Raw genomic sequence first — 26,684 nt, forward strand, 5'->3', positions numbered from 1 at the left:
GGGACAAGAACATGTATCCATAAATCAAAAAAACTCGGCCAGCGCGGGTTTCAATAAATATATGTTCTTGTCCTCTTACAGTTGTCCCAGATTGACGGTGACATGTCGGAGGAAAAGAACATGTATCTATTGTCGTAAACACTCCCCTTTTCATACAAAAAAAGCACTGATTTCGATTAATCAGTGCTTTTTTAGAAATTGTATTTTTTCACGTATGAATCAACATAGTTTTTAGAACATTACCCTTGAAATTTATTGCTACATGTAATGGAGAAAATGGCTTCATCCTTGAGATATTTCTTCTCTTTTTCACTGTATCATTTGGTCAGATATAACTTCGCATCGGTCCAGCCTTTCTTGATGTGTAGGAAGGGATTTTCTTCTGAACTGCTTCGTCAATCGGTATCCGGATTGCTGATTTAAAATAGATTATTAATAAATACATAAGTTTTAGGAGCAAATACGCTCAACTTTTCTTTGTAAATTTCATTAGAAAAATATAATGCAAAACACTCGGCAAAATATTCATCTTGATTGTCAGATACATGTGAAAGATACTCTTCACTATCACCTGTAAAAACATTTTGATTAAAGAGGTCTTTTACTTCTTCACTCATAGCATTTTTGAAATCGGAATTAGTAGAATACCGCATTTTTTCATAACTGTTTCCCCAGTCGAATGCGTGCCCCACTTCGTGTAATAATGTTTTTGAAGGATCGATTGTAGTGAATTCAACCATAATCAACCTATTTTCGATATCATGTTTTCCGTTGGATTTGGTATTTCCATTCTTAGATACATCCGAGATATCACTTACAAGATATATCTCATACTTGTTTTCAACTAGTATATCTTTAATGCTTTGAGGCAAATGTTTAAGACTATTTCTAATCGTTATCAGATGTATATTGTTCGGATTGATTGTTTTTTGAACGTACACATTAACAACTTCTGAAAATATCAGTTCAGCATTTTTCGGCCTGATTAACTCTTCTTTTTCATCTTGTGATGATGTGCATGAAGTCAAAGTTGTTAATAATACAATTGTCAGCGTTACAAGCATAAAGATCTTTTTAAATAAGGTGTTCTGGATTATTGATACTCCCATGCTTGTCACCTCCGAAATAATGCGATTAGTAGTAGAAATATCGACAGTCATAGACGAAAAAAATCATAGACTGCCGATGTTTTGTTGGGTTAAAATATAGCGTTTGCTTAATTTACAAGAACTTCAATAGTATACGGTTGATTTCATGACGAGCTTGGATCCTAATTTCGCTGAATTGACTTTTTAGTTCATTATCTAATACATCGACTCCGTAGATGAACTGAAGCAAGATGTTGCGTATCTCGGGAGTCATTTCTGCATTTGTGGATTCTTTGTTAACTTCTTCAACTAACTCCTCTTGTTCAACTTTTACTTCCATAGCCTCATTAAATTCATTCACTTCGATCTCATTAGACGACACCGAAAAAAGTTTATTTGCTTGTGTGGACATCTCCATCCAGCCATAAGAATCCGCCAGTCTTTTGCTAATTAACTTCACATCATGGCCGTTTAATGTTTCATTGTTGTTATTTGCAGCTATTACAAGTGTGAACCCATGATTAAACACATCAATCAGTTTTCCTTTGTATCTTTGGGTAGAACTATAATAGGAGTTGAAGGCTTTCACAACGTTTTGAATGTCGTCGATGTGTTTACGGCAGTTAGCTGAGTTGCTTGGATACTTGATCAGTAATTTAGTTTCCCAATACTTCATAATATCACCTCAGAGTTCTTTTAAAGAACTTTAATCGTTCTTACTCCTTGATATTAACACTTTAAAGAACTTTATTCAACATTTGTATTCTTATAAGTTCTTTAAATCTTTATAAATTCTTCTATTCTATTTTTTCATACCGAAAAGCGCAAAAACAGGCATCCCATAACTAAAGATGCCTGCAAACAGGGCTTCTCCTCTGTCCCCTGCTCCTGCTGACTTCCCGTGCTGAAGGCAACGCCCATATGACGGATACATCGGAACGGACAAGCGGTGAACGTCAACGCCAAGACACTTAATATGATCGACAAGCCGGATCTGATGGAGGAACTGGCTGAACGACTGCGAGTTAAAGACATGAAGGTGGAAGCTTTTAAACGCAACTGAGACTTTGTTCCCTCGATTCCGTTTTTCTCGAACAACCATTTGCTCCGTTCTTTCAAATCGATAAGCAATACATTTGCCTCTTCGGCTATCCGTCCGACAACATCCAAAAATCGAGTATGTGTGTCTTTCAGAGATCAATATATGAGCTTTTTTCGGTACAGATTTATTGTTAGCTTCATCAATAACTTCTGTAATGCCAACCAAATATCAAAGTTTGATCACCGGTCTCATACCTGGAACCAGAATGAGTTGATAATTAGATATTGATCGAATTGGCAATAGCACCATGTTCTTGTCCTTTACGTATTAGATGAATTCAGGTAACGACGATATACTTGATAATTCTTTTTGCCCCAGACAGGGTTTAAACCTTCTCAAAGCCCAACGGATTATCAAGCTCCAATTCCCAATTTATAGGACTGTGCTTTTGTCGCACAGTCCTATAAATTGGGAGTTATTTTATACCTACTACGCGCTCAAAACACCTCGTCTATCGTATCTTCAGTACCTGCAGCTACTAATTCCTTACTGGCTTGTGCAGCAACCATCTCCTCCAACTGAGCAATGCTTGTCCATTCAAGCGCACCTTCAGGCGGAACTTTACTATGATCCAGAAGAGCATCCAGCAGTTGTTCCACCTTTTCGAATCGTTGCTCATCGTGTTGCAAATGAATAATTGCGTTGTAGGGTTTCTCACTACTTACTTCCTCCCCAAAATACGCTTTCTCAAAATTCCCCAGTGAGGCTAGTAGTCGAACATTTGAAGTATGCGGTCGATCTTGTATCGCTGCATATATTTTTTCGTTATGTGCCCATGCCGGATTTTTTATCGTTTTTCCCTTTCTAAGGGTTGTCGGCTTATCACTATCATGCAGGACAGAATAACGAGAACCGAAATGATTTAGTATTTTGACTAATGAAATAATGGTAGCTTTTCCTCTTGCTCTAATAATATGTACATCCTTATATATTCCCGGCTTTGTTGCCATGATGTGCTTAAACGCCGTATATTCCGTGTCCCCTTCTACGATAATGCAGCGTCCCCCAAAGAAGAATTCGGCAACATAAGGGTCAAAAATGTTCATAAGCTTTAAAAGGGAGCGGTCTTCATCATCTAATTTGACTCTCTCCGGACGAAATACCGTTGTCCCGGAAATGTGTCCATTAATCTGTTCTACTCGAATAATGGTTGTGTTATCGCGAGAGATGTCAATAAAAGCAGGAGAGTGTGTCGTTACAATCACTTGCCAGTTTCCCGTATTCGGTAAATCGTATAATACCCGGCAAGCCTCTCTTACGGCGTTTGGATGAAGGCATAGCTCCGGCTCGTCCAAAAGAAGGACATGAGGCCGATTCTCCTCACCTTCTATTGCTTCTTTTTTTGCCCCTTTCTTAACCCCTTTATTCACATTCGTCTCTGCAATCATTCGTAAGGCACTCCACAATAAGGTACGTCTTGCACCACTTCCTTGACGATCCAGTGTGGTTAAATGTCCATTTTCACCATGTCCCATTTTTAGCTGTGCGTTATTTACTTTTTGAAATAGATTAAGGTCACTCTCCGCTTCCTCTTCTGCCCGAGGATCAAATTTAACAACGTATCCGGGGAAAACTTCACTGAGTAGCTCCGAGACCTGTAGTTCAATTTTTTCGATATGCCCGATGGATTCATTGATTACTTGCTGTCTTAATGTTGCGATCGTACGAAGCAAATGTTTGTATTGAGATTCCCCCGCCTCTTCTTGAACATCTTTTACTCTCTCTTTTATGACATTGCTCAGCAGTTTGACGATGACATCCGCTTGCACTTTAGGATCTGAAAAAGCATCAACTCGATGTGGCTTTGGTCGATTATAGTTGGCGACATTGGGTGCACCCCATGGAACCGCATCTTCAGCCCAAATGTTTTTTTCTATATCGAAGCCTTGACGCTTGGGTGCACCTGGAGCAGCCCACGTCCATCTCTCCTTGACTACCTTCTCTTGGGTAAGTGAATCCGTATGTATCCATCTCGCTCCAGGAGCATGATCCTGAACAACCGTATGAAGCTCGATCATGGGGAGAGACTCGTGATGTACCACACCACCTGGAAAGTCATCCTGCAGCAGAATTGCTTCATTGGAGCCCTCGGACATTGCTACCTCATAGGCCCGAAGAATGGAGCTTTTACCAACATTGTTTGGCCCTACTAAAACGACAATCTTATCCAGTTCAATTGTGACTGGATGATTTCCTATTCCGCGAAAATTTTGAATGATCAATTGCTTCAGTCGAGGACGCCCTTGATTCAACGATTCTATCGTACGCTGCTGCTCGCTCATTTCTATTCCTCCCATACATCGTTCTTCACCTCAACAGTAAACTACCTAATTATGGATTTCAATCTTTTTATAGATCGGTCTTCCATTCCCTTCAATGATAATTACAGTTACGAATGGCGACATGCAAAAAAGGGATTATTTCCCTCTTAGGAAACAATCCCTTCATTAACACGATGCAAATTAAAACCTAGTTAAGGATAAAAATCTCTCAACATATCGCGCATTTCCTCTTGATATTAATATCCGAACGTTTGCTTCCCGGTCGGTTCCAGCGGCGGGATGGCCGGCTGCAGCAGCATCGCGCACCTGGTTGCTTCCGGGCGGCGTCGGCTTTATAGACTGATCCACGATTAACATACGTAAAAGAGCAAAAACAAAAAAATAAAGTATTAGACTGACTGTACACAGGTGCAGCAGCTGGTCGTCCACCTTATTTTTTTCCTGCTGACGGTTTATCAAACTCCAAAACACCATAATATCAACAAATTCAGTCTACGACTTTATTTTTTTTCTACATCTGCAGCCGATTACGGCGGCCATTTACTTTGTGAAGCTTCTTTTTGTAGAAAGAAAATAAAGTGTTAGACTGAAAATAAAGTATTAGACTGTGATAATAAAGTTGTAGACTGGTGCTCCGGATGAAGCCGGGCTTCTCGTTCGGCGCGGCCCGCACGATTTCCTGGTTCTCTTTAGAAGCCCCAGACAGCGGACCGTCAACCGGTTACGTCGACCAACTGCTTCTCAAGCTTCATTCTAATACTTTATTTTCTGTTTTGTTCGTTTTGGGCACTCTTTGATGCTTCAGTTTAATACTTATTTTTTATTGCCTGACGATTTTCATTACCGTAAACCGCGTAAAATCTCAAATCGGCCATAGTACCATGTTCTTGTCCATTATCGGCAATGGGATCAAGTTCTTGTCCACCTACACATAATCCTTGCTTTGCAATCTACCACCAGACGCTGTTCCATGACGGGTACAAATTCACCGTGCACAATAAACTGCGTGGCGTCGTCAATAAACACCATCAGGAACACTTGCTTCATCGTTCCTCCTTCGCCAAGGGGTAGATACGGGCCATACTTCAGGTCAGATTGCCACAATGGTTGCGGTGGCGCTGCTGAAAGCGCCGGGCGGCCACGCCCGATTCGGCGTATATTCGTAAATGACGCGAACTGTAGCCATGGGCCGTTAGCCGTTCCTGAAGCGTACTTCGCTTGACTTGGCCGGGGGCAATTCGGTCTTCCCATTCCAGAATTTGAATGAGCTGCGCCACACTGCGGCCGGGGACCTCCCGGCGCAAGAGGATCGCTTGCTCCAGAACGTCGCCTGGAATGGCCTCGTCCGAGAGCGGCCTTCCTTTACCTTTGGGCTTCAGCCCGGTAAATCCTTCACTTCGGTAACTCGCCATATACCGGCGCAGCGTGCGTTTGGAGAGTCCGGTCTGTTCACAGATTTTCGTCTTCATCTCCCGGGCTTTTGGCCGGATCCAGACCGTCCACAAGCAGAGGAGCGAGAAGTTGCATCCGCTCAGCGAATAGGGCTTCGGCTTAAGTTGGGTCTTTCATTGGGGAGGCTCCTTCCTTCTTTGAACTCAAGGAAAGTTTACCGCAGAGAGGGGGCGGACAGGTAGGCAAAACGGGTAAATACCCATAACTGGGCATTAGCGATGGGGCGGACAAGTCTGGCCAGCCGGGTCCTTCGTGGCGGAAAGTCTCTATGGAGACAACGGGCGAAGCAAAGGAAGCCTCGCGGGGCAGAGAAACTTACGCCGGTAAATCGGGTGCTCAGCGCTCGCAAGACCAGCATGAAGTAGACTGCAAGCACCCGAAACCAGGATTTCCAGCGTCTTCGTAGATGTTTCTGCGCAGACGCTCACGGACGCCTCCGGCTCCGTGAGCACCTGTTCCATACTCCCCGATTCATAGCGTTTGTAGGGCACGAGTAGATCTGGAAGCTCGTGGTGAATCTTGCGGCTTCCCGCACACCGTAGCCTGCGAATCACGAGCAGGCGCAGCTCACCACCCCCACCCCGGACCTTTCGTTCCCGGCTACCGATCACCATTAGTTTTTCTGTGCAGCACGGGCAGGGCACCTCCTCCGCATCCCTCACCAAAAACACTAGGGATCTTTTCAACCAGCGCATACTTGTTACGATGACCATGTCTAGTGATGAAGGATATTTCCGGTGCGGCCTGTTTCAGCAGGTAACCAACGCCACGGAGGTATCCTTTTTCCTTTGTTAGAATACGGTCATTATATCCGGCAACTTCCGGACAGGCAATCCCGCCAGCTTCGCGGCGTTATGGTTCCCCTACTAAACGCTCTATTCGTTAAAAATTCTAAGCATCTTTGTGTTATGAAATTTAGACACAAAGATGCCCACCAAATTTATAAAATGAAGCATCGCCTGTAATTTAGGCAAAAAAATATCATACAAACTTCCTACGCTTGAAGTGGAAATCATAATTATACCATTAAATCAATCCATAACTCTGCAAATACCGGTGATGTTCACTCATGTTTTGTGTATAGTCTAGATTGAATTTATTTGCATATTGTTCGAGGTTTAACTCTTGAACAGACGGCCAAAAAACTAAAAGTTGATGAAAATTTTGAAGACTTCTATCTTCTACGTAATTAAAGATTATATCGGCATATTTTGGGTTATCAACGACACTCATAAATCTTATAATTTTATCCGAGCTAATTTTCATAAGATCAGAAGAATTCAGAACTGCTGCTAGCGCAAATTTAAGTGTCTCGTAAAAGGGATGAAAAATATGCGGTTCTGTGAGTACAGTAGATAGCATCTCAATTGATTCTCCATATTTGCCGCTTATAAATTTCAATAAAGATTGTTTATAAATCATAGTATTCCTTACCGACTTTGTATTTTGGGATTTTCCTTTTCCAAATAACTCTATATAAGAATGTATCCTGAAGTTACATTCGGATATAAGGCCATTTTTTAGTGAAGGCGCACCGATTTCTATTATTGAGCTCATCAAATAATCAATTAATGCTGATTGTGGAGTCTCACCCTTAGGGGTGAGTTTTATTCTTTCATCAAATAATAAATATCTTTCTTTATCAAATAAAGTGTGATTAAGAAATCCAATTTGTGAATCTGTATGTAACGGTAATAGTGCGTCATATGATTCATTTATCGATTCAAGAAGTACACTTAAAGCAGACCCATCTATGAGTTCAAGATTTTTACCTCTCGAAAACTCTTGAGCCTGTTTAGTAAAAGAGCTAGAGGTTACCAAAATTCCCTTAAGCGCATTCTCGGAGACTGTAGTTCCATATAAATCACGAAGTTCCGGCTCTCCAACGGTCCCCTTCCATCTCTTGCACTGAATTAAATATTTCCCTTTGAAAACAAGCCCATCATAATGGGCTATCAAATCTATTCCACCATCACCGCTCGCTTTAGTAAGCTGAACCCTAAATCCAAGCTTGGTAAAAAGATTATATATAAGATTTTCGAATTCTATCCCTGACAAAGTGTTAATATCACTATTCTTCATTATTTCGCCCCATGAATTCATGTGAATTTTCTAAAGCAAAGTTCTAGTGCTAATTAGCACATTGATAATACTCGTATATGGTCTTTTTCTCGATAAGGAGCAGTAGCTACGCCTCTAATCCGCATATTCAATTGCCATGCCCAGTTTTATGATGAAGAATTTCTATTGGTTTGACAGTCTCATGCGGTTGCAGTCCATCGCCACTTTGAAGATCGATCTGCCTTCTAGAGACAGAGACGATAGGAACAGAGCGCCAGCTCCTAAATCTCTTCAGGTTTTTGCGCGAACTAATCTGCACTAGAATCATGTTCTTGTCCCATTTCGTCAACAAAAAAACCAATTCTTGTCCCTAACAAACCTATATATTTAATACTTTTTGATACATACCAATTTTGTGTCTGAATGAATCTTCTCCTCCTTCCAAATAATTGATTATGTGACGGGTTATTATATCATCATCTGGGTATCCTTTGTTTATTACCCATCCATGCCTGTGGTCTGATTCAAGGACGATTACTTGTTCCGCATCTGCATTAGTAACAATAGTTGAACTATGAGTAACGATTATGATTTGTCGTGAATTTTTGATAAGCTTTAAACTGTTCACAAGATTCCTATAAATATATTGATTATCTAGATTGTCTTCAGGTTGATCAATGATAAGAGGTGTACTATCGTTAAAAAACTTCCCATATTCAAAAATGAAAGTTAATATAGTTACTACTTTTTGACCTAAAGATAACTCACTAATATCTTTCATACGGTAATTGTCAAGACAGTTGTCGTGATTTCATAGAATGTATGTAGTCATTTTAATTGTTCTTCATCGGTGTCCATAACTCCGTCTTTTTCAGGATTGAGCCATACTTTTTCATTCAGTTTCCAGTTGCGTGTCTCTCCAGACCAACGGCTAGGATTTTTCGCTTTTGCTGCCTCATAGACGTGCTTTCTCTTCTCAAAAATTTCTTCAGAAAGACCTGAATGTCTTTGATTGGGGGTTAAGAAATTTAACCCACTGTGGCGATGCTCGGTGTTGTACCAACGGACAAATCGTAGGGTCCATTCCCGTGCCTCATCCCTTGATCCGAAGCCTTTGAGAGGGTAGTTTGGGCGGTATTTACAGGTTCTGAAAATAGATTCCGCATAGGGATTGTCATTGCTGACTCGCGGTCTGCTGCGGGATGGAATAATGCCCAAACTGTATAACGTTTCAAGCAGAGTCGCGCCTTTCATAGGACTACCGTTGTCCGAATGCAGAATGAGCGGGCTTTTTCGAACGGCACATTGCTCACTCAACACGGTTCTCCGCATGAGCTGACTGGCATATTCGGAGGATTCTTCTTCCCAAATCTCCCAGCCTACGATTTTACGACTGTATAAATCGAGCACGAGATAGAGATAGTAAAACACGCCTTTGATCGGACCCTGCAACCAGCTAATATCCCACATCCAGACTTGATTGGGTGCGGTGGCGCAGTGGCTAGTCAGAGGTTTAGAGGTAGGCTTTAGGCTACGCCCACGGTGATGCTGTTGCTGATACTTGTGCATGACCCGATAAAAGGTAGACTCGGAACCGAGATAGATCCCTTGATCTGCGAGTCTAGGGACAATCTGACTGGGTGGTAAACTCTTAAATTCCACTTGATTGATTACGGAAACAATCTGCTGTACTTCGGGTTCGCTGAGTTGATGAGAAGGCGCTCGCTTAATGGCATGGGGTCGTTGATCTTCGAGCGGCGTTCGCTCACTACGCCAGCGCTGTAACGTTCGTTGGGTCAAAGAGAGCTCTAGACAAGCCTTTCTTTCTCTTGCTCCTGCCTGTACGGCTTCCCCGATAAGGGTGATGGCGATTTGACGATCTGAGGCAGGAATCATTCGTCCTCGGGGTCCCCCCAAATCGCTCGGGCCTTTTTTCGAAGCACCAGTAAGGCAGCGGTTTCGGCTAAGGCGGCCTCTTTTCGTTTTAACTCGCGGGCAAGGTTCTTGTTCTCTCGTTCTTTGTTACGTAGTTCTTTTTGCAGCCGGGTGGCTTGTTCAGCAACGCCTCCGTTGGCTTGCATACAGGCGTCACGCCAGGCTTCGATTTGTTCAACAAACAGACCTTTTGCTCGACAGTACTCAGACAATTCGATCTCACTTAGTGTGGCTGTCTCGACAACAATGGCGAACTTGTCTCGGGTGCTCCACTTCTCTGTTTCCTTTTCACCACCAGGGAAAACGCCACCGGTCGCCCGGGCTTCCTTCTGCCACTTATACAAGGTGCCTTCCCCGAGGCCGCTGTCCCTTGCGATCTGACTCACCGATTCATTGTTTGGGGGCATCATCCGCTGCATAATCCTATGTTTGAGTTCGTCACTGTATCTAGCCATTGTCGCTCCACCTCAGTCTCTCTTTTAATCTACTTTACATACTATTGAGAGGTACGACAACTAGCATGACACAGGGGGCATAGAAGGAGGTATTGTCTTAACATTTTCTTTAGAGTTAATGTTAAATAAAAGTGAAAAATCATCCACTGCTTCAAAATAATTTTCTAAACAGTATGTTACGCTTTTCTTATTGGCTAAAATTTTATCTCTGATTCCTCGATACACATCTATTAGATTATCTTTATTAAGATTTTTCCGCTCCTGATATATGCTTTCAACACTAGTGGCATCTTGGTTGGCATATAATATTATCGAATTATAAGACTCTATATTACGAAACTTATTATTTACCAAAAGGATCAAAAAGTTAATGAATCCTATTTTTTCACATACTGTTAGCATAAATCTCTCGATATTATCCCAAGTAATATTATACCCGAGCAAATATGAACCCTTTCTTCTTAGCGCGAAAAGTAATATTTCAAGGTAAAATCTATCAGGTTTTGCTTTGGGAGAGTAAACTACTTGAAATTGCTTGCTATACAGCTTGTTAAATGAGTTCAATTTACTATAGATCTCCTCTTTTCTATGGTCAAGAGCAGCATTTACTAACGTGAGTTCCAGTGATAAGAATGTTCTTGTTTTAGTTGACGATATACTTCTGAAGGCACGAAGAAAGTCCTCTTTTCTTTCAAAAGGCACTCCATTAAATACAACTTCTTTAATGAAGTCACCTGTTTTATGATGATTTATTTGATTAATAATATTGTTTATTGAATAACTCTTTCGATAAACATTTTCTAAAATATTGGAGACTTCATCTGGATCTTCTATTTTATGAAATAAAGATTCAGTCCTGGCATGCACTACTTTATACAGTTCTAACCAATGGTGCTGTAAAATATAGTGTCCTGACTTTTTGTCTTCTTTAACAAAAGCTTTTTCTTCAAATATGTCTTCTGAGGTGTAATTTTTTTTCTTAACCTGTGGTATAAATCTCACTAAAAATTCAGAGTTCTCACAAACAAAATTCACTATAATGTATTCGTTTCTACATATGAAACTCAGAGTTTCATATGAATTACATTCTAGAGTGAAAATAACCTCTAATATATTCAGAACTGTACTTTTCCCAGTCCCCCTACCTCCTATAATACAATTAAGATCATTTGAAAAATCAACTATAAATGGACCCTCTCCATTCTTACCCTTCAGGTATCCCATCCTTCCCGGTTCTACAAGCATTCCTTTTATGTACTTATCTGTTATATTTGGCTCTTCAGTAAATACACAGATTTTATGGTTGTAGAATGCCTTTTTCAATGAACTAAACCCAACCCTGCTCATTTTTATCCATGTATTTTTTTTGCCTAATTCATCAATTTGATGAGAATCTCCTTCATAAACAAAACAAAATTTTTCATGTGGATTAACAGCCCCATGTGATTGAAGAATTCCCAACTGCCGATCTACTTCTAAAGCTGTTAATCCTATTACATTTAGGTTTTTATTATTCAAGAGCGTTTGCTTATAAAGACGTGTAGTATTCTTTAAATCCGCTGTATTGATGTGAGCTATATAAGCAATACCTCCGAATGAGCTAATCTTTTCAATCATTGATAAACTTGTTTCATATGTACCCAACTCTTGAGAAGGAATATGATTTCTAATCAGATCATTAACTCTATCGAATAGCTCTTCATCAAAAATACCTACTAAATGTATTTTTTCCGAACATGAAATTTCAATCCCAAGCAATAGTTTAATCATCTCTTTTTTTTGCTCAGTACCTTTTAATCTTTCTATGTAATAGTCACATATTGCTCCCTCCAATTTTTTATAACCGGAAATGGTATTGTGATCAGATATTACAGCAATTTCCACTTGATTTTCATATAGTTTGTGCGCAATTAATTGGTAAGATAAAAATTCTTTAAACGAATTGTAGCCTTTTTCGGCAAAATACTGAAGAGAACTAATATCATTTAATTCTCCATTCAGATATTTATAAAGTATTAAATCTCGTTGATCTTCATTGTAATAATTTTCGTTATAAGCAAAATGAATTATTTCTTCAACAGTTATATTCTGGTACTCTTTATTATTAATTAATCTATAATCATGAGATGCCGGAGTATGAATGTGAAATTCACATTTTCTTAATTTCCCGTATTTACGACGAACATTGATGAGCTTTCTATAGTTCTGTGGTAAAGAAGTACTCATTAATACACCTCTCAGAAATTCATTAGTCAAAAAGACGCTATAAACCGAAATAGATTATGAATAATTTAGAATACGTCCTTTTCGCTGTATTAACATTGTACCATCAGGAAGTGAATGTATTTGTGTCAAAGTTAGTTGTGAAAGAATATAGAGAAATAAACAGAAAAGTATTATATAGATTAAATTATATACTTGATGCTGTGCAGAGCATCAGAGGGAGACTTTGAGTACAGGAGCGATAACGGCGGTCGGTCGTCTTTGGTTACTATATTTCAACTATGAGGAGCGGAATAATCAAGGATTCTGGGAAACAACGGCCGGAAGTCCAAACATTTACCGCAATTGTGGTGGTAAATGCTTCACTACAACTTTAATATGTTCAATATATAGAGTTAGGAATAACTTTAAAATTGTCTTTGGTGATGGTCGTCGGCTCAAGCGGCGCAACCTTCTCACTTTACACGCACGGACAAGCCGATATGTGCCTCTCAGGATCCGCGTACCTGCTTTTTTATCAAGTCCACCTGATCAACTACACCACATACTCCTGATTTCTCCAGACAGCGTGTCGCTGGGCTGAGTTCATGAGAGCTATCGGTCTTTTAAGTATAATAGCACTAGTATTTTTTGAGGATTTAATAGTCGGCGCGGCGGGGGTTGCCTACAATCCAGAGCATATTGGATGCTGTTCCCACCAGCATCCTGTATATACGATGAAGTCTGGCTGAGCAGGAAAATGACATAGATAACATAGCATCTGGCTCTCCCCAGACCGCTAGCCGGCTGCCACCGCCTTTCAAGAGGATTCACCACCCAATTGATACCAATCCATCCGCGTTGGGTGGTAAGGCTGATGCTGCTCCTGCCAACGTCCGGTACTTCCGTCAGGGCTGAAGACCATGTCAAAGAGAACGTGACCTCCCGGCCCGCCCCTGTTTTTATAAGATTGCATTTCACCTAAGCGGGGGGTGTTACGGCTGCTGCTTGACGGAGCGGCGGCGCTACCGTGGCAGCTGGCTCCATCAGCGCCTCATGATTCTGTTCCTCGGGTAACTTCTATCGAAGTAGTTGCATTTCAGATCAGGGGGGCCCAAGTACATCTATAAAAATCGTTGAGCCAGTCCCAGCTCCAGCCGATAGACTCTGCAACTGAATTAACGACGCGAATAACACACCTTGCAGCGCGTCAGCCACCTTTGTTCACTGACAGCGACCAAATGACCTTTTCCACACGTCGTACAAAGAATCCGGACACGAACTAACAACCATTCTAGCTGAGCCTCACTAAATTCGTATTTGTTGTCCTTATCAGATGGATTCGGCTTATCCTGCTTCGCAGCGTCTACTAGGCACTTTTCGCACAATTGCCGACCCCGGTACACCTGGAGTTTCACACGCCTAGAGTGTCCCCAATCAAGCCCTTCTACCTTACCGCAACTCGCACAGATCTTCCCAGCACGAATCAGTTCCATGCGTTCTTTCTCGCGCTGACATCCTGCTTCATCTACAGTAGTATAATATCCGACTTCCTCCATACGATGACCGCAGTTATAGCAATTTAGATCGCGTTTTGGTGCATTAGGAGCATCGAACTCATAATAACTGCCACCATGCTTTAAATCATCGACCCAATAAGAAGCCTCATAACGTTAACTATATTCGAAAATCCACAACTTGGACAAACATGCGTATCAATCTGTCTCCGACAATCCGAGCAATCACAAGGACGCCCCCAATCACAATTAGCCATGAGTAAAACCTCCGAATCTTCGAATTACGGCATTAACTAGTTTGTTAAAGGAACTTCTTCAACATTCCCATCTACATTGACAGATACTACTTCGGTGTTATAGAGCTGGAATGAAATGTGCACTGCACGAGAGATGTCGTCATGCAATAATGCTTCCGATAGCTTTGGTGTTAAGGAGTCATCACTACGTAAATACATTTTAGTACCTAAATCTCTAATAACATACATTAGTACTTTTCTTGCGTCTTCTTCATTCGGATCTTTAAACATTTCTATAAATTCATTATTCAAAGTAATATACGCCCTTTCTTGCATAATTTACGATTGTTTAGTCCCTTTATTCGCACATTAGTTTGCAATTCACTTCTATTGCTCTGGGTTATGTCGTTTTTCGAACTAAGCTGCAGCAGATCAGTCTACTACTTCTTTCTTCATATTTCTATTTGATTTCAGAGCAGTACTGGATTCAACGCCCCGGCATTATACTATTGATACCAGCCCGCTTGTGCGGGTAGGTATGCAGATGAAACTCATTTTAAACCAAATAATGTATCTTCTATTTTAGCATTCATTTATCCGGCTCACCCAATCATTTGTCACCAACTTAATTCCTGCGAAATAAGGTCATAAACACTTCCCCGGCTTTCGTTCTTGTCCAGCCGAACAAGGCTTCCATACAACCCTTTAATGACGGTCGTGGAATCACTATCGCAGTTGGCCATATTCAGCGGGTCCATCAAGATCGACAATTCTTCTATTCCTATTCGTAGCCCTGCTTCTCTGTAACTACAGCAGCGAAACCCTTGGGGGCTTATACAAAATGGTACAACGGTTGAGACAGCAACGAGTGGGGACTGCCGCCGGATTAAGGTGTTGTAACTTCACGCATCTGGTACTCCAGCCTTCACTAGATGCGCTGTAACACGGAATGGAATACCATTGAATCAAGCTGCAGCAACTTCACGCTTCTTCCAATTCCAGACGCCGTTGGTAGAGTAGAAATGCGACGGAGACAATTGCCTGACCAAGTGGTGTTAGCTCTAGCTCATGGTGCTCCGAGTTTCGCTTTTGTTTTCTGAGTTTACTATTATATATTTTCTGAGCCTATTACTTTATTTTCTTATGACAAAGAGGGCGTTGACCGTGGCCCCCCCTAATGCTGCTGAGGCAGACCGCCACTTAGCTCAGCTGTCCTCTCCGTCTTGGTTGCGAACGAGTCTCTTCAATCAGGCGGCCTAGACGGCATTCCTTTGTTCAGCTTGAAGCTACTTATTACCTAACTTATTTTTGCGTTTTATTTTTTCTAAAATCAACCTACATTGTTGCAATATAAGGAACTCTCTACTTTGTTTGTTTTTTTTACAGAGTTGTTCATATCCTTCATTTAATGAAAATCGATCTATTACATTTGGATTTTTCAATTGCACTATTTTTATAAAATTCTTCTCCAGTCCATGTTTCTCAATTTCTTCGAGATTGTGAGTATAGAAAACTTGGACCTTATGTAGCTTAGAATTCAAGTAATTTAGTGCTTTCGCATATTCAATCTGAAAATCTGCATTCCAATTAGAATTAGAATATCTATGCTCATAGTTTGATTCACAAAAGACCAAGATTTCTCCCCCTTCAATCTCAAGTTCTTTAATCACTGATTTTACGTTCTTTATGAATTCTGATGATTGCAGAGGAAGGTATTTCTTAAGTAATTCCGGATATTTTTTCTGTAGTAATTTGGAAATTCCAGAGTTTGAGTAAAACATAAAATCACATTTATTTTCTTTAGCTTTTGCTTTGCACTTTTCAATCTCATCATTCTGGGGATCAAAGTTCAGAAAAGAAACGCATAAAGCACCAATGTTTCTTTCTAATTTCTTTAACTGGATAATACTTTTTTCTAGATCATTCAGGATTTTCCCTTTACTAGAATCCCCTGTAGCTTGTATATAAACTAAAGTGCCGTCTTCACATTCACACCAAGCATCAGGAGTACCTTTTCTAGTTTTATTTGTACCTTCAACCCCACCACTTTTATGGATTACTCCCCAATTTGTATGTAAAAGAGTCAGTAAATCACAAGCTAGTCTCTGAAGAGCTCCCGGATCCAAGGCCTTCAGCATTAATTCAGTTGTATCCATTAAAATTTCTCCTCCATACAAAATGAATAGTTTATCTTATTTGATACAAATTGTATACATTTTAATTTCCTTTTAAAATAGAAAGAAACTTGCTACAGAGCAATTCTTATTCGATTGCAGTACCACCAAAGCGCTGTTTGATAGAATTCATCATTTGAGAAAGATCCGTTCTTTAGAATCATCTTCAAATAGATCGAGTTGAGTAACCACCGTATCGTCACTAGATTGGTTAACCCCCTTGAGCGCATTGGCCATTCGATATAGATAGTAAATACGCACGGGTTGGCGACCAACTTCACCATTTGCAATTGTTAGTCTAAAAAGTTCAACGATTAGTCGAAGAATCTACGTACTCCATATACTCTTTCCAGTCCATAACTTTTGTACTGATGCCGAGCCTTTGATATATGAGAGTAGAGCGATCCTTAAACTTTTGATCCATGGTTACAAAAATATCCGTACCGGCTGCATAAGCCATATGCTCTATATCATGTGCACTGCTCTTTATTGCACGGTTCTTATCTGTCTTGTATCCTAGATTATCCAACGCTTTAACAAGTGCATGTATCGCTTGATGAACGTAATTAACTTGTTTTAAGCGTCCCTTCTCGTCGGTGAGTTCGTAATCTTGAAACTTCTCACTAATCGCGGCGACTGTCCGATGGTTAAACACTTGGTCGTAAACTTCTTAAATAGACTTGATCTGTACGTTCAGGATGAAATATTTTACGGTCATCAGTGGCAATAACGCGGTATGCTTCGACATCCGTTGTTTCATTACCCTTCGAATACCATAATCCGGGTCCTCGTAGGCAAGACTTAATTCGCTACCTTCATAATGGGAAATGAAGAGCGAAGAAGTGATTTTCCGGATTGTTGATATTATACTATTTTCCTCTTCATTATTATTCATCCGTTTTATTTCCTCGAGATGGGAAGGACTGTAGACGTATTGGATGTCTGCATAGCCAGGAACTAATCTTTTCGACTTTTCTTCTTCTTTATGGAATTTGTCCATCACATTATGGTCTAAATATACAAGCGGTTTATTGTTCGTGATGAATGGGCGCCTGCAATAATCCTCAGGCTTTATCTCAATCGATGACAAGTGTCTGAGAATTTGATCCCGTCCTCTTGCTTTTCTTACATGTTGATACTGTTGTATTACCCATTGCTGGTCTTTGTTTTTAAACAAGTAACCGTACACTATCCGTCTGTTCTCGACAAATGACATGCATCCATCACAATCTAGACATGGCTCTTCAAATTCTGTCTCCAGTTGTCTCTCAAGATTTATGCAATCTATTTTCAAAGTGTGATTATCTATTGATTTCCCCAGTTTTATATCTTCTAATATCATAGAGAAAGCTTGAGCTAGCACGCCATAGATTGAGCAGCTGTCCATATTCATTCCCATAGGTTTTTCTTTCGAGACATAGTTAATCATCCTTTAAAAGTTTTGTAATTAGGCCTTTCTTTAATCTTCAAACAATTCGTCCATTAGGACTTTAATCTCATCTTTTCTCTTCTGGGTATTAACCTTATCCATAAGAACTTGCCCCTCATCAAAAATTAGGAAATCACCGACCTTTGCTAATTTAGGCAATTCACTTTTTAGGATGGTCTCCGTTTTTCCATCAAACTCAATCACTACATATTCACCTTCGAAGCGATCAATGATTTCCTTCCTGATTTGGATGCCCCCTTGGTTGTTGTAAAAGTGATTTTGCTCCCATCACTGATTGCAGTAATAGTACCTTTCAAGTCAGTACGAAATACGGTGGCATTTGCATTTTTTAACCGAGTGAGTATTCCCGAGTTCGGATATAAAATGGCTCGAAAATCTGAGCGCATACATTCTCGCAGGTCAATTAGTAAACTCGGCTGTATAATCGATTAACTGTAATACCGTCAGCTGCTACTGTTGGTATTCTGCTTTAAAGCATCTCTTACAGTATCTCGGCAAACAACTTTTTAAATGCTTTTTGAGCATCCTGCGCGGACACCAGTTTATTCTCCTTGATGAACTCTCAGAGTTTCTGTTTCGTCCATAACTCCATGTGTACTCCCCAACCTACTTAAAACTATAAATGTTACTCGATGCTCTTTTTTTGATTATCAAAAATAACTTTTCGTAATTCTTATATGAGCAGAATATTACAAATCATATAAGATTCTCATTATTTCTTTATCACATTTACGCTGTATTATATCGGGGATATCTAATGTACCTTCTCTATGCACTAGGTATAAATATACTTTTGTTTCATCCGTAAACTTATCAAATGCTTTTTTATTAAAATATATATTTTGTGCATTAATTAGAAATTCTTCTTTAATAAAAGGCCACAAGCACTTAAGTCTTGCTCTTTTATTTGATTGGTTCAACTCGAATTTTTCTTTCAATTTATCAAACATAACGATTCTTCCATTGTTTTTATAGTAAGAAACTATGATATACGGTTTTTCCGCATTAATAACATTCGTATAACAAATTGTGCCCTCTATAACCATAATTTCCGAAAGAGAAAAATTAACTTTGTTCAATGGTAATTCGAAGGAAACGGTTATTAACTCTGGTTCTACGCCATTTTCTATTATTAGCTTAAGCTCCACTAATATTTTTAACATCAGAGGGTATAAATCAACATCAATCATGGTCTTTCAACAGTTCTCCAACGATAAATTCCGTTATCATAACCATAGTATTTCGCTTTAAATTGTTCCATTGCTGCTTTGAATTGACCGAGAATTAGAACCGCATCACTATTTTGTGGTAACAATTCATCATCCAACAAATCAAGGTAGGTAATGCTCTGATCTGAACTCAATATATCTTTAATGTCCGCTAAGAGTCGATTAAGTACTCTTACCTTTAATGGATTCAATATTCCGTCTTGCTTCTTTTTTGAAAACTCACGCATTTCCAATAGCGCCGAATCTAGATGGGTGCGAACATTTCAAATTTACTTACAGATTCTTTTGTCGGTAAATTAGTTCTGTTATTATATGACATATAATTAATTTCTCCTTTTTAATAATTACCAAGATATTTTCTTTGGGGGAGCCGTAGGTATATCAGTCTTAACTCCATTCTTTTTCCAGAACCAACGTATATTATTTTGGACAATATTATCAGCCCTAAGTTTTTCTAAACAATTCAAATACTGTGATAAAATCAATAAAACATCACTATTTGTTGGAAGACTCTCGTCGTCAAAAAGCTCAAAATCTGAAAAAGGTTTATATTCTTTATCCAACAAATCATTTGCTTGTGACAATATTGGATTAATGATTTTAAGCTTAAACTTGTTGATAGCATCATCGGGCTTCTTTTTAGATAGAGTTCCAATTTCATCAAACAAACCTTGCAGCTGTGCCTGTGTTTTTTCAAAAAAGCTAACATTGATCATTTTAAACCTCTCCTTTAAATATTATGATGGACAACTGCGTCTGAACTCCAAATATTTTTTTTTAATTACTTCAATCGGATGGCGCTGTTTACTTTCATACACCGATATCATCATTTTCAGGTCCTCATCTGTTAGTGCAATAATACATCTCCTTTGACCAGACCATAGATCAATCGTATTTTTAAAAATCGATTTTGGTAAAGGGTTTCTAGTAACGAGAATTCCAAATCTACCGAAAGATTCCGTTAGATAACGATTAAGTTGATTGACATGATCTCGTTCAACTTTTGCGACATTCTTTAATTCCATAACAATTTGTCGTGTTTGAAAATCGTCATATATATCTTTTAAAAAATCATAAGACCGATTATTATAAAAAATTAAATCTCTTATTTGTGTCCCTGAATCAGTTCTGCTTTGTGCTTCAGCAAAATCCAAATGAGGATAAAGTGCTGAGGCCATAACTTGACAAACGGAATCTTCATACTTTTTATCAGAATTATCTGTTTTTCCAGATGGTAATTTAATAATTGAATCTAATTTTCTCTTTGCCGACAATATTGGAATTTGCTTGAACAAAGGATCATTTTTGCAATCATCAAGAGTTCTTTCTTTTTCTTTAATGTAGCTTTGAACTACATCATAGTTTTTTCGATTATATTCTAGAATTTCAACTCTTGAAGGCGGGTCATCTTTTCCCTGTAATATCTCTTTCACAAAATAACCATTAAAATAGTCTTCATAATTAATCCAAGGAATATACCTAAGCCAGCGCTTTGGAACAAACAGAATCGGTTTTTTTGTTTCGGGATTTATTGGCAAATAGGTATCTTCTTCTATGAACAAATTTTTCTTGTAATCGTATAGATCATAAATTCTCACTTTTTCAATAGGTACCTGATGTGATTCACTTTGTTGAATTGTATAATCTATTAAGAACGACTTTAAAAAGTTGCAAGCAATATCACTCACTCTATCCTTAGAAATTTGATCGATGTATAGCTGTATTTCTTCAAAATGAGTAAAGCCGTTATTTGATAATTGAGGAACACTTAAAAAAAGGTTTAATATTGAAGTTGCTGTCTTTTCACCAATTTTCATTCCTGTTCTATTAGCTGAGGAACCCATCCCAACTTCAGTACATTCAGAGGATCTCATTAGGATATTCAGGGCATCTTTTGTTTGACATTTCTTTATAAGGTAGCCCAAGTGGTTGAAAGAATTTGAAATAGCGGTATGTAAGGAATTGTCTTGCAAAGATGGTGACTTCCATAATAAAAATGGATCCAAGTATAATGGTATATCTTCATTTAAAAAAGGAATGGCGAAATCAACTTCTTCCTGTGTAAATGAAAGGTTATGAAAATCGTTTAGTCTAGGCCTTATTAACATGAATAGTTCCTCCATCACAGTCAAAAGTGTATTAAAAATTTGGATATACGATCCTCTAGCATAGTTCCACCTCTCATAGATTTAGTATATCAACTGATTTAGAATTCTTTTGTCGAATTGTGTTACAATCACCAAGATTCGGTTGACCTATTTTTATACATCTTTATGGATTAAATCGGTCTTTCAGCTAAAATATTTATCGTTCTAGGAAGTCACTCTGCATTCTGAATTTCTGAAAAGTTCTCTTAATAGATGGTGTTTCACCTTATAATACTTACACAGTTAGCATTTTACATTCCTGATAAGTAAATATGAGTACTTCCTTATGGAGCTCTTTTAAATACTATAAATTTTATCTTTACAATTTAGCTGTATGCGAAAGAAGTTGTGAGGGCTTTGCACCATATCGGTATATTGTGGTGATTTACTGAAGAGGATTTTGGTTGCCAACAGCAGATTAAATGCATTTATTCGTTAATCAGCAAAAGTCGTCCATTACGAACAAATTTCTCTCTAAAATTAATGTAATTTTTTGAACATATCAAAATTAGACACTTATCAAATCGACAATAGTTACATGTTCTTGTCCATTTTCGGCAATAGATACATGTTCTTGTCCTGAACGAAGGACAAGAACATGTATTCATCTATCAAAAAAACCGCGCTGGACGCGGTTTTCAATAATTATATATTCTTGTACTCTTACAATTGTTGTCCAATGACATAAAGTTGCCTACTTAAATGACACAAAGTTACCTACATTATTAAAATAACCAATATTTCGTTTACTTAAGATTGCATCTCTATAATCTTGCGTCCTGTTCTTATGAAAAAAAACCGCGACCTGAAGTAATTTCATCAAATAAATATACATCGGGATTACTTACTCTTACTCTCGCAATGCATACCCGCTGTATTTGTCCTCCAGAGAAGTTTAACCCGCCCTTAATCATTGGCGTAGATATCGCCCAAGAAGTCCATATGGCCCGCGCCGTCAGTGGTATAACCTTTCAAATAAAATAAAATTGGAGGGTTATTTGGCTTGCTTGCTTTTAAATATACCACATGAATAAGCTTCACTTTACTGGTAATCTTGACAAGCTATTAGCTGGTATAGCATAACGAAAACAAGGAGCATCTCTGCCGTAGCAAACTGCTCCTTGTTTGATTCAACTAACTTAGCCATTCATGCAGCGCAAGATCGGCACTGCACCACAGAGGATGAAAATGGATACCTATGACTATACTGTTTGGACGGCTGGCGAAGAAGGTCGATAAGCTATGGTGCCATAGAGCCCAACCGTTGCTTCGTAAGCTTTTTGTATAAGGATACATTTCGGTCTTTTAACGCATCGCGTTCTTCGGTAAGATGTTGAATCTCCCTTTGCAAGCATTCGATAGTCGCCACCGTTTGATCAATTGTCTCTTGAAGTACGTTAGGTTTAGCCATGGGGCGCCTCATATCTCGTTTTGCTTTGAATCTAATTCAACCAGGATTTCATGAGGTTAACACAACTTTACCTTTAAAAAAATAGTGAACGCTACCTCCGTGCGAGTGGCCGAATCTGAATAATTCAAAGCCCCTTTGCTATCTATGCGGACAATTCCTTTATTGACCACTGCCTGAACGATCTCTAGACTCCACCAGTCTGAATTTCGATCAACAATTTTTACTTTGGGCAGGGAGAGTTTTGAAGTTGAAGGGCGAATCTTAGTTTAAAATAGTTAACTGGGTTATTGCTATGTAATGCCGCCCAACCTATTACTAGCCAGATGATTAAGGATTGGAATTGCACTAAATGCGTCTAATAGGTTGCTTGTTCGGTTATAAACTTAAGTGTGTTTTATTTAATTTTTAATATTTCTAACTTTTCACTCAGTATGTTTCGGTCCCATAACACGACATGGTTAGTGGCAGCAAGTTCTCTCGCAGAGTCCGTGAAGTAACTATTGGTGATCACCATACCTTGATCTAGTCCATAATGACCAATACCCGCAACGACTTCTTGTATGGCTGTATTGTTCACTTTACCTGTATAGCATTTGGTTTGAATACCTATCTTTCTACCCATACGCTCAGCAATCACATCGACGCCCTGGTCTCCCGAACCTTTGGTAACGTGAGCCTTATATCCCATCCCTATAAATATGCGTTGTATTAACACTTCAAAATCGTGTCCACTTAAGAGATCGACATCAACAATCTTAAAGTAAGATTCTTCTTCTTGGGATAGTAGCTTTTGTTCAAATTGCTCTAATTGGATAGCCTTATGCTTTTTAGAGATACCTTTCACTAGAGATTCATATATATCTTCTAAATAGCTAATAGTTAACCCTCGCTTATAGGTCAAATAATAGGTTAACCACATCGTATGTTGAGCAGATGTGTGATTGAGCATGGGAATCGCAAAGTACGCATCAATACATTTTTCATAATGATTAATATTTACTTTTGAAAAGCAGTGACCGTACTCTTCTTCAAAAGAAGTGGCATATTTATAAAATGCGGTATCTCTAATCATTTTCCAAGTTATAACTGCACACTCTTCTGGACTCTTAAACTTATGTTTATTCCCAATAATTTGAGTGAATAGTTGAAAAGGATGTACATCTGTCATCTCCCATTGGGATGATTGGTTTCCTTTATTCTTTGATACGATACTTGGTAAGAGATCTTTAGCATCGGGATATGTGTTAAAGAACATATCTTCATATCCATGTAGCCCTTTAAAAGATAAGAATTCGCTATTCATCGACCTTTCAATAAAGGAGATTACCAATCGGTGTACCTCCTGACTTTCGAGTAAATTGATGCTCGTTTTTTCTATATGTAGGATCAGTCTCTCATTCAATAGTCTTTTTTCTTCCTCCTTACGTTTCTTTTCTAATCGTTTCTCTTCAGCCTTTTGTTGGTTCTCTAATTTCTTATTTTCTTCTTCCTTACGTTTCTTTTCTAGTCGTTTCTCTTCAGCTATTTGTTGGTTCTCTTCAGCTATTTGTTGGTTCTCTAATTCCTTGAGCAGCTTCTTTTTTTTAGCTTCAAATATAGCTCGATTTTCAGTTACTTTCAGCAATCGAGCTTCACGCTTTTTATTTTCCAGTTGTTCATTGGCCAATCGCTGTTTTTCCTCTTTTTCTTTTAGTTCTTTTAGCCATTGCGGCATATGTATTTCTACTTTTTTTATGGTTATCGCAAGATTTTGTATAGCTTGCTTATATTGCATATCTTCATCATCCATTTGCTTACGCTCAATCTCCAATTGTGCTTGTTTCGTTCTCTCAAATTCGATTTGTGCTAATCGCTGTTTTTCCTTTTCTTTTTTCACCCGTTGCAGCATATGTATTTCTACTTTTTTTATGGTTATCGCAAGATTTTGTATAGCTCGTTTATATTCCATATATTCATCATCCATTTGCTCAGAAGCGATTCGATCAATCGTCAATTGTACTTGTTTCGCTTTCACCTTCTCATCGATGACTTCTTTTGTTACCAAATAAGTTTCATATTTCTGATCTTCATTATAGTTTTTTGTCACACCACCTTCAGTATAGGTGGCAGGAAAATTCTTTGGACGTAATCTTTCCTTTTCCGCTTCTCTTTCTACTTGCTTCTGCTCTTCCCTTTCCTTTTTGGCGAGTAGTTCCTGTTCCCGCAGTTCTTCTGCCCTTTTTTTCGTTTGTTTTTCTTCCTCGTCTCTTTTCTCTCTCCATTTATAGTTACTTTCTTCTATCTCTTTTTTTATTCGTTTCGCTTCATACTCCTCTTCTTCTTTCCGTTCTCCATACTTTTTCGAGCTCCAATACAGTAAGAGAAAGATTCCAAATATAATGACGAAAGATAAAAAAACTGGTGTACCAGAACCCACTAATATTAAAAAAAACATTAAAAATATAATTCCTAGTAAACAACCCATGCAATTCACTCTTTCTTGATGTCATTTATGTTAGTTTAGATTTACCACTCATACACTATTATCGTAGACTGGCTACTCGTATGATAAATTGTCTTGCACTTTCGCAGCCTATTTATCCCTCGCGTCTATTTCCTTACGCATATCACTTCACGCTGTGGTTTGAGTATGCCATAGTACTGGTTATGCTAATGAAGCCTTGACCTACAGCTTTTGTGATTTCAGCTTCACTCCATCTACCTACATATCCGAGAAAGATACAGTTGCTCCTGTCTCAGCATTATTCGATACACGGGAGATTAGTGCAGCAAACTATTCACGAGTTACTTGAGAGTTTGGCTTAAATGTGCCGTCACTGTACCCTTTGAAGTATCCCTTAGCCACAGCTTGGTCTATTGCATATTTTGCCCAGTGACTACTAGGTACTTCTTTGAAGGAACCATTGCTGGACATGCCAACCGTGATTACTTTGATTCTTCTAGAATCTTCCATGGAAGTCATGCTTATATCCACGCTTTGATGAATTGCGGGAGCAGCTTTATAACTCTCAGCGGCTGCAACGTTTACACCTAGATGGTCTGCTTTGACTGCCAGCTCACCAGTCCTGTAGCAGTTATAGTTTTTTTCATGACATTTCCTCCCCTAGTAGTGTGTACATCACTATTTAGAATCTGATCATCAAGATTGGTTATTCAACTGTTTTGCCAGCAGTACAGGTAATGCTATTTCCGGCTGTCAGCAAAAGTTCCTTCACGTCACCCTGATGGATTGGCAGCAAACTATCAGGGTGAATGAGTCTTTCGTTGCTGATTTGGTGCTGAATTGACTCTACCGCGGCTTCCAGATACTCATAAACCATCTGAAAACAGCATATGGAGTAACAAGCATTCAAACGAACCACTTACGGCCGTAGTTTCATCCTTTCTGCTTCAAAACCAGCCAGAACGCTTTCCGGAAGCTTACGTTTTTAAGTGTGTGCCGGTATATCATCTAAGCAATATATCATGGATTCGCGGTTTCAATTCGGAATCCTTCCAAGCAGCACCCCTCCGCATTGCTCAAGTTCTTTTTTACACTTCAGATATTTGTGATTGAATAGGAGCGATTCCGCCCCCCGCTCCGGTAGCACACGCCAGTTCTCTGATCTTGTGGTGATGTCGGTGGATTTTCTTTAATACTATAACGCTTTCCGTTATCTTGACACCAGTTAATAATAGTTTTTCCTCTTGGTTTATCATCAGGTCCAACCCAATTATCAACACCAAATACAGGATCAAGTAGCGCTATATAATCTGGATACGTATACTGTGTCGAGATACTCTGCATGCTGCCCAGCCTCCAAAACTATGTCCTACTAGGGCAAGATAAATAGGTAGTTTAGAACGATTTTCAATGACTCCGGCCAATATCGCCTGCCACATCAGATATCTTGTCTCCAATAAGCCAAGGACTTAATCCCATGTCGGACAAGAACTTGGTCCC

The 26,684-nt window shown here is 39.0% G+C and carries 22 protein-coding genes and 4 pseudogenes; all 26 read right to left on the reverse strand.

The annotated features are described in order from the left end of the window. Nucleotides 1-419 precede the first annotated feature (419 nt). The 26 genes and pseudogenes from H1230_RS16825 to H1230_RS16940 all read right to left on the reverse strand — a co-directional run bounded on the left by H1230_RS16825 (nucleotide 420) and on the right by H1230_RS16940 (nucleotide 26,528). Nucleotides 420-1,109 (reverse strand): anthrax toxin lethal factor-related metalloendopeptidase, encoded by a 690-nt coding sequence (locus H1230_RS16825; RefSeq protein ID WP_239710863.1) that lies wholly within the window; start codon nucleotides 1,107-1,109, stop codon nucleotides 420-422. Nucleotides 1,110-1,221: 112 nt separating this feature from the next. After that, a complete protein-coding gene (locus H1230_RS16830) occupies nucleotides 1,222-1,764 on the reverse strand; it encodes a hypothetical protein (RefSeq protein ID WP_239710865.1) in 543 nt (180 codons plus the stop codon). Nucleotides 1,765-1,898: 134 nt separating this feature from the next. Beyond that, nucleotides 1,899-2,219, reverse strand: coding sequence for a hypothetical protein (locus H1230_RS16835; RefSeq protein ID WP_239710867.1), 321 nt, complete (start codon nucleotides 2,217-2,219; stop codon nucleotides 1,899-1,901). 408 nt (nucleotides 2,220-2,627) lie between these two features. Next, nucleotides 2,628-4,472, reverse strand: coding sequence for an ATP-dependent nuclease (locus H1230_RS16840; protein WP_239710869.1), 1,845 nt, complete (start codon nucleotides 4,470-4,472; stop codon nucleotides 2,628-2,630). A 948-nt stretch (nucleotides 4,473-5,420) separates the two neighbouring features. Further along, nucleotides 5,421-5,999, reverse strand: a pseudogene (locus tag H1230_RS16845) (transposase family protein); the annotation flags it as partial. A gap of 191 nt (nucleotides 6,000-6,190) precedes the next feature. Beyond that, on the reverse strand, nucleotides 6,191-6,568 hold the full coding sequence (locus H1230_RS16850; protein WP_239710873.1) for a DUF6431 domain-containing protein: 378 nt from the start codon (nucleotides 6,566-6,568) through the stop codon (nucleotides 6,191-6,193). Between the two features lie 382 nt (nucleotides 6,569-6,950). Continuing rightward, nucleotides 6,951-8,006, reverse strand: a complete 1,056-nt coding sequence (locus H1230_RS16855; RefSeq protein WP_239710875.1) for a restriction endonuclease — start codon at nucleotides 8,004-8,006, stop codon at nucleotides 6,951-6,953. 358 nt (nucleotides 8,007-8,364) lie between these two features. Beyond that, nucleotides 8,365-8,766: pseudogene (locus H1230_RS16860) on the reverse strand (AAA family ATPase); the annotation flags it as partial. 47 nt (nucleotides 8,767-8,813) lie between these two features. Next, nucleotides 8,814-10,375: pseudogene (locus tag H1230_RS16865) on the reverse strand (IS3 family transposase). Nucleotides 10,376-10,441: 66 nt separating this feature from the next. Then, nucleotides 10,442-12,601, reverse strand: a pseudogene (locus H1230_RS16870) (Spaf_1101 family AAA-like ATPase); the annotation flags it as partial. Between the two features lie 796 nt (nucleotides 12,602-13,397). Continuing rightward, nucleotides 13,398-13,553 (reverse strand): hypothetical protein, encoded by a 156-nt coding sequence (locus H1230_RS16875; protein WP_239710883.1) that lies wholly within the window; start codon nucleotides 13,551-13,553, stop codon nucleotides 13,398-13,400. A gap of 834 nt (nucleotides 13,554-14,387) precedes the next feature. Further along, on the reverse strand, nucleotides 14,388-14,642 hold the full coding sequence (locus H1230_RS16880) for a hypothetical protein (RefSeq protein ID WP_239710885.1): 255 nt from the start codon (nucleotides 14,640-14,642) through the stop codon (nucleotides 14,388-14,390). Between the two features lie 305 nt (nucleotides 14,643-14,947). Beyond that, nucleotides 14,948-15,100 carry a hypothetical protein gene (locus H1230_RS16885; protein WP_239710887.1) on the reverse strand — a complete coding sequence of 51 codons (153 nt, stop codon included), beginning with the start codon at nucleotides 15,098-15,100 and terminating at the stop codon, nucleotides 14,948-14,950. Nucleotides 15,101-15,616: 516 nt separating this feature from the next. Next, nucleotides 15,617-16,486 (reverse strand): hypothetical protein, encoded by an 870-nt coding sequence (locus H1230_RS16890; RefSeq protein ID WP_239710889.1) that lies wholly within the window; start codon nucleotides 16,484-16,486, stop codon nucleotides 15,617-15,619. A gap of 325 nt (nucleotides 16,487-16,811) precedes the next feature. Then, nucleotides 16,812-17,159 carry a hypothetical protein gene (locus tag H1230_RS16895; RefSeq protein WP_239710891.1) on the reverse strand — a complete coding sequence of 116 codons (348 nt, stop codon included), beginning with the start codon at nucleotides 17,157-17,159 and terminating at the stop codon, nucleotides 16,812-16,814. Between the two features lie 15 nt (nucleotides 17,160-17,174). Next, a complete protein-coding gene (locus H1230_RS16900) occupies nucleotides 17,175-17,399 on the reverse strand; it encodes a hypothetical protein (protein ID WP_239710893.1) in 225 nt (74 codons plus the stop codon). Nucleotides 17,400-17,963: 564 nt separating this feature from the next. Beyond that, entirely contained in the window at nucleotides 17,964-18,185 is a 222-nt protein-coding gene (locus H1230_RS16905) for a DUF3006 domain-containing protein (RefSeq protein ID WP_345773438.1), read from the reverse strand. Between the two features lie 458 nt (nucleotides 18,186-18,643). Next, nucleotides 18,644-19,144, reverse strand: a complete 501-nt coding sequence (locus H1230_RS16910; protein ID WP_239710897.1) for a hypothetical protein — start codon at nucleotides 19,142-19,144, stop codon at nucleotides 18,644-18,646. Further along, a complete protein-coding gene (locus H1230_RS16915) occupies nucleotides 19,141-19,410 on the reverse strand; it encodes a hypothetical protein (RefSeq protein WP_239710899.1) in 270 nt (89 codons plus the stop codon). Before H1230_RS16915 ends, H1230_RS16910 begins: the two co-directional genes overlap by 4 nt. Before the next feature lie 117 nt (nucleotides 19,411-19,527). Next, complete coding sequence (locus H1230_RS16920) at nucleotides 19,528-19,899, reverse strand: hypothetical protein (RefSeq protein ID WP_239710902.1); 372 nt, start codon at nucleotides 19,897-19,899, stop codon at nucleotides 19,528-19,530. Nucleotides 19,900-19,920: 21 nt separating this feature from the next. Further along, entirely contained in the window at nucleotides 19,921-21,291 is a 1,371-nt protein-coding gene (locus H1230_RS16925; protein ID WP_239710903.1) for a hypothetical protein, read from the reverse strand. Nucleotides 21,292-22,115: 824 nt separating this feature from the next. Beyond that, a complete protein-coding gene (locus tag H1230_RS31700; protein WP_481857076.1) occupies nucleotides 22,116-22,244 on the reverse strand; it encodes an ATP-binding cassette domain-containing protein in 129 nt (42 codons plus the stop codon). Nucleotides 22,245-22,570: 326 nt separating this feature from the next. Beyond that, nucleotides 22,571-22,741, reverse strand: a complete 171-nt coding sequence (locus tag H1230_RS16930) for a hypothetical protein (protein ID WP_239710905.1) — start codon at nucleotides 22,739-22,741, stop codon at nucleotides 22,571-22,573. Nucleotides 22,742-23,135: 394 nt separating this feature from the next. Then, nucleotides 23,136-25,205, reverse strand: coding sequence for a restriction endonuclease (locus H1230_RS16935; RefSeq protein ID WP_239710908.1), 2,070 nt, complete (start codon nucleotides 25,203-25,205; stop codon nucleotides 23,136-23,138). A 309-nt stretch (nucleotides 25,206-25,514) separates the two neighbouring features. Then, complete coding sequence (locus H1230_RS31705) at nucleotides 25,515-25,703, reverse strand: S-layer homology domain-containing protein (RefSeq protein ID WP_481857077.1); 189 nt, start codon at nucleotides 25,701-25,703, stop codon at nucleotides 25,515-25,517. A gap of 576 nt (nucleotides 25,704-26,279) precedes the next feature. After that, on the reverse strand, nucleotides 26,280-26,528 hold the full coding sequence (locus tag H1230_RS16940) for a hypothetical protein (protein WP_239710910.1): 249 nt from the start codon (nucleotides 26,526-26,528) through the stop codon (nucleotides 26,280-26,282). Between the last annotated feature and the right edge of the window lie 156 nt (nucleotides 26,529-26,684).

It is taken from the genome of Paenibacillus sp. 19GGS1-52, assembly GCF_022369515.1.
GTDB lineage: Bacteria > Bacillota > Bacilli > Paenibacillales > Paenibacillaceae > Paenibacillus_AQ.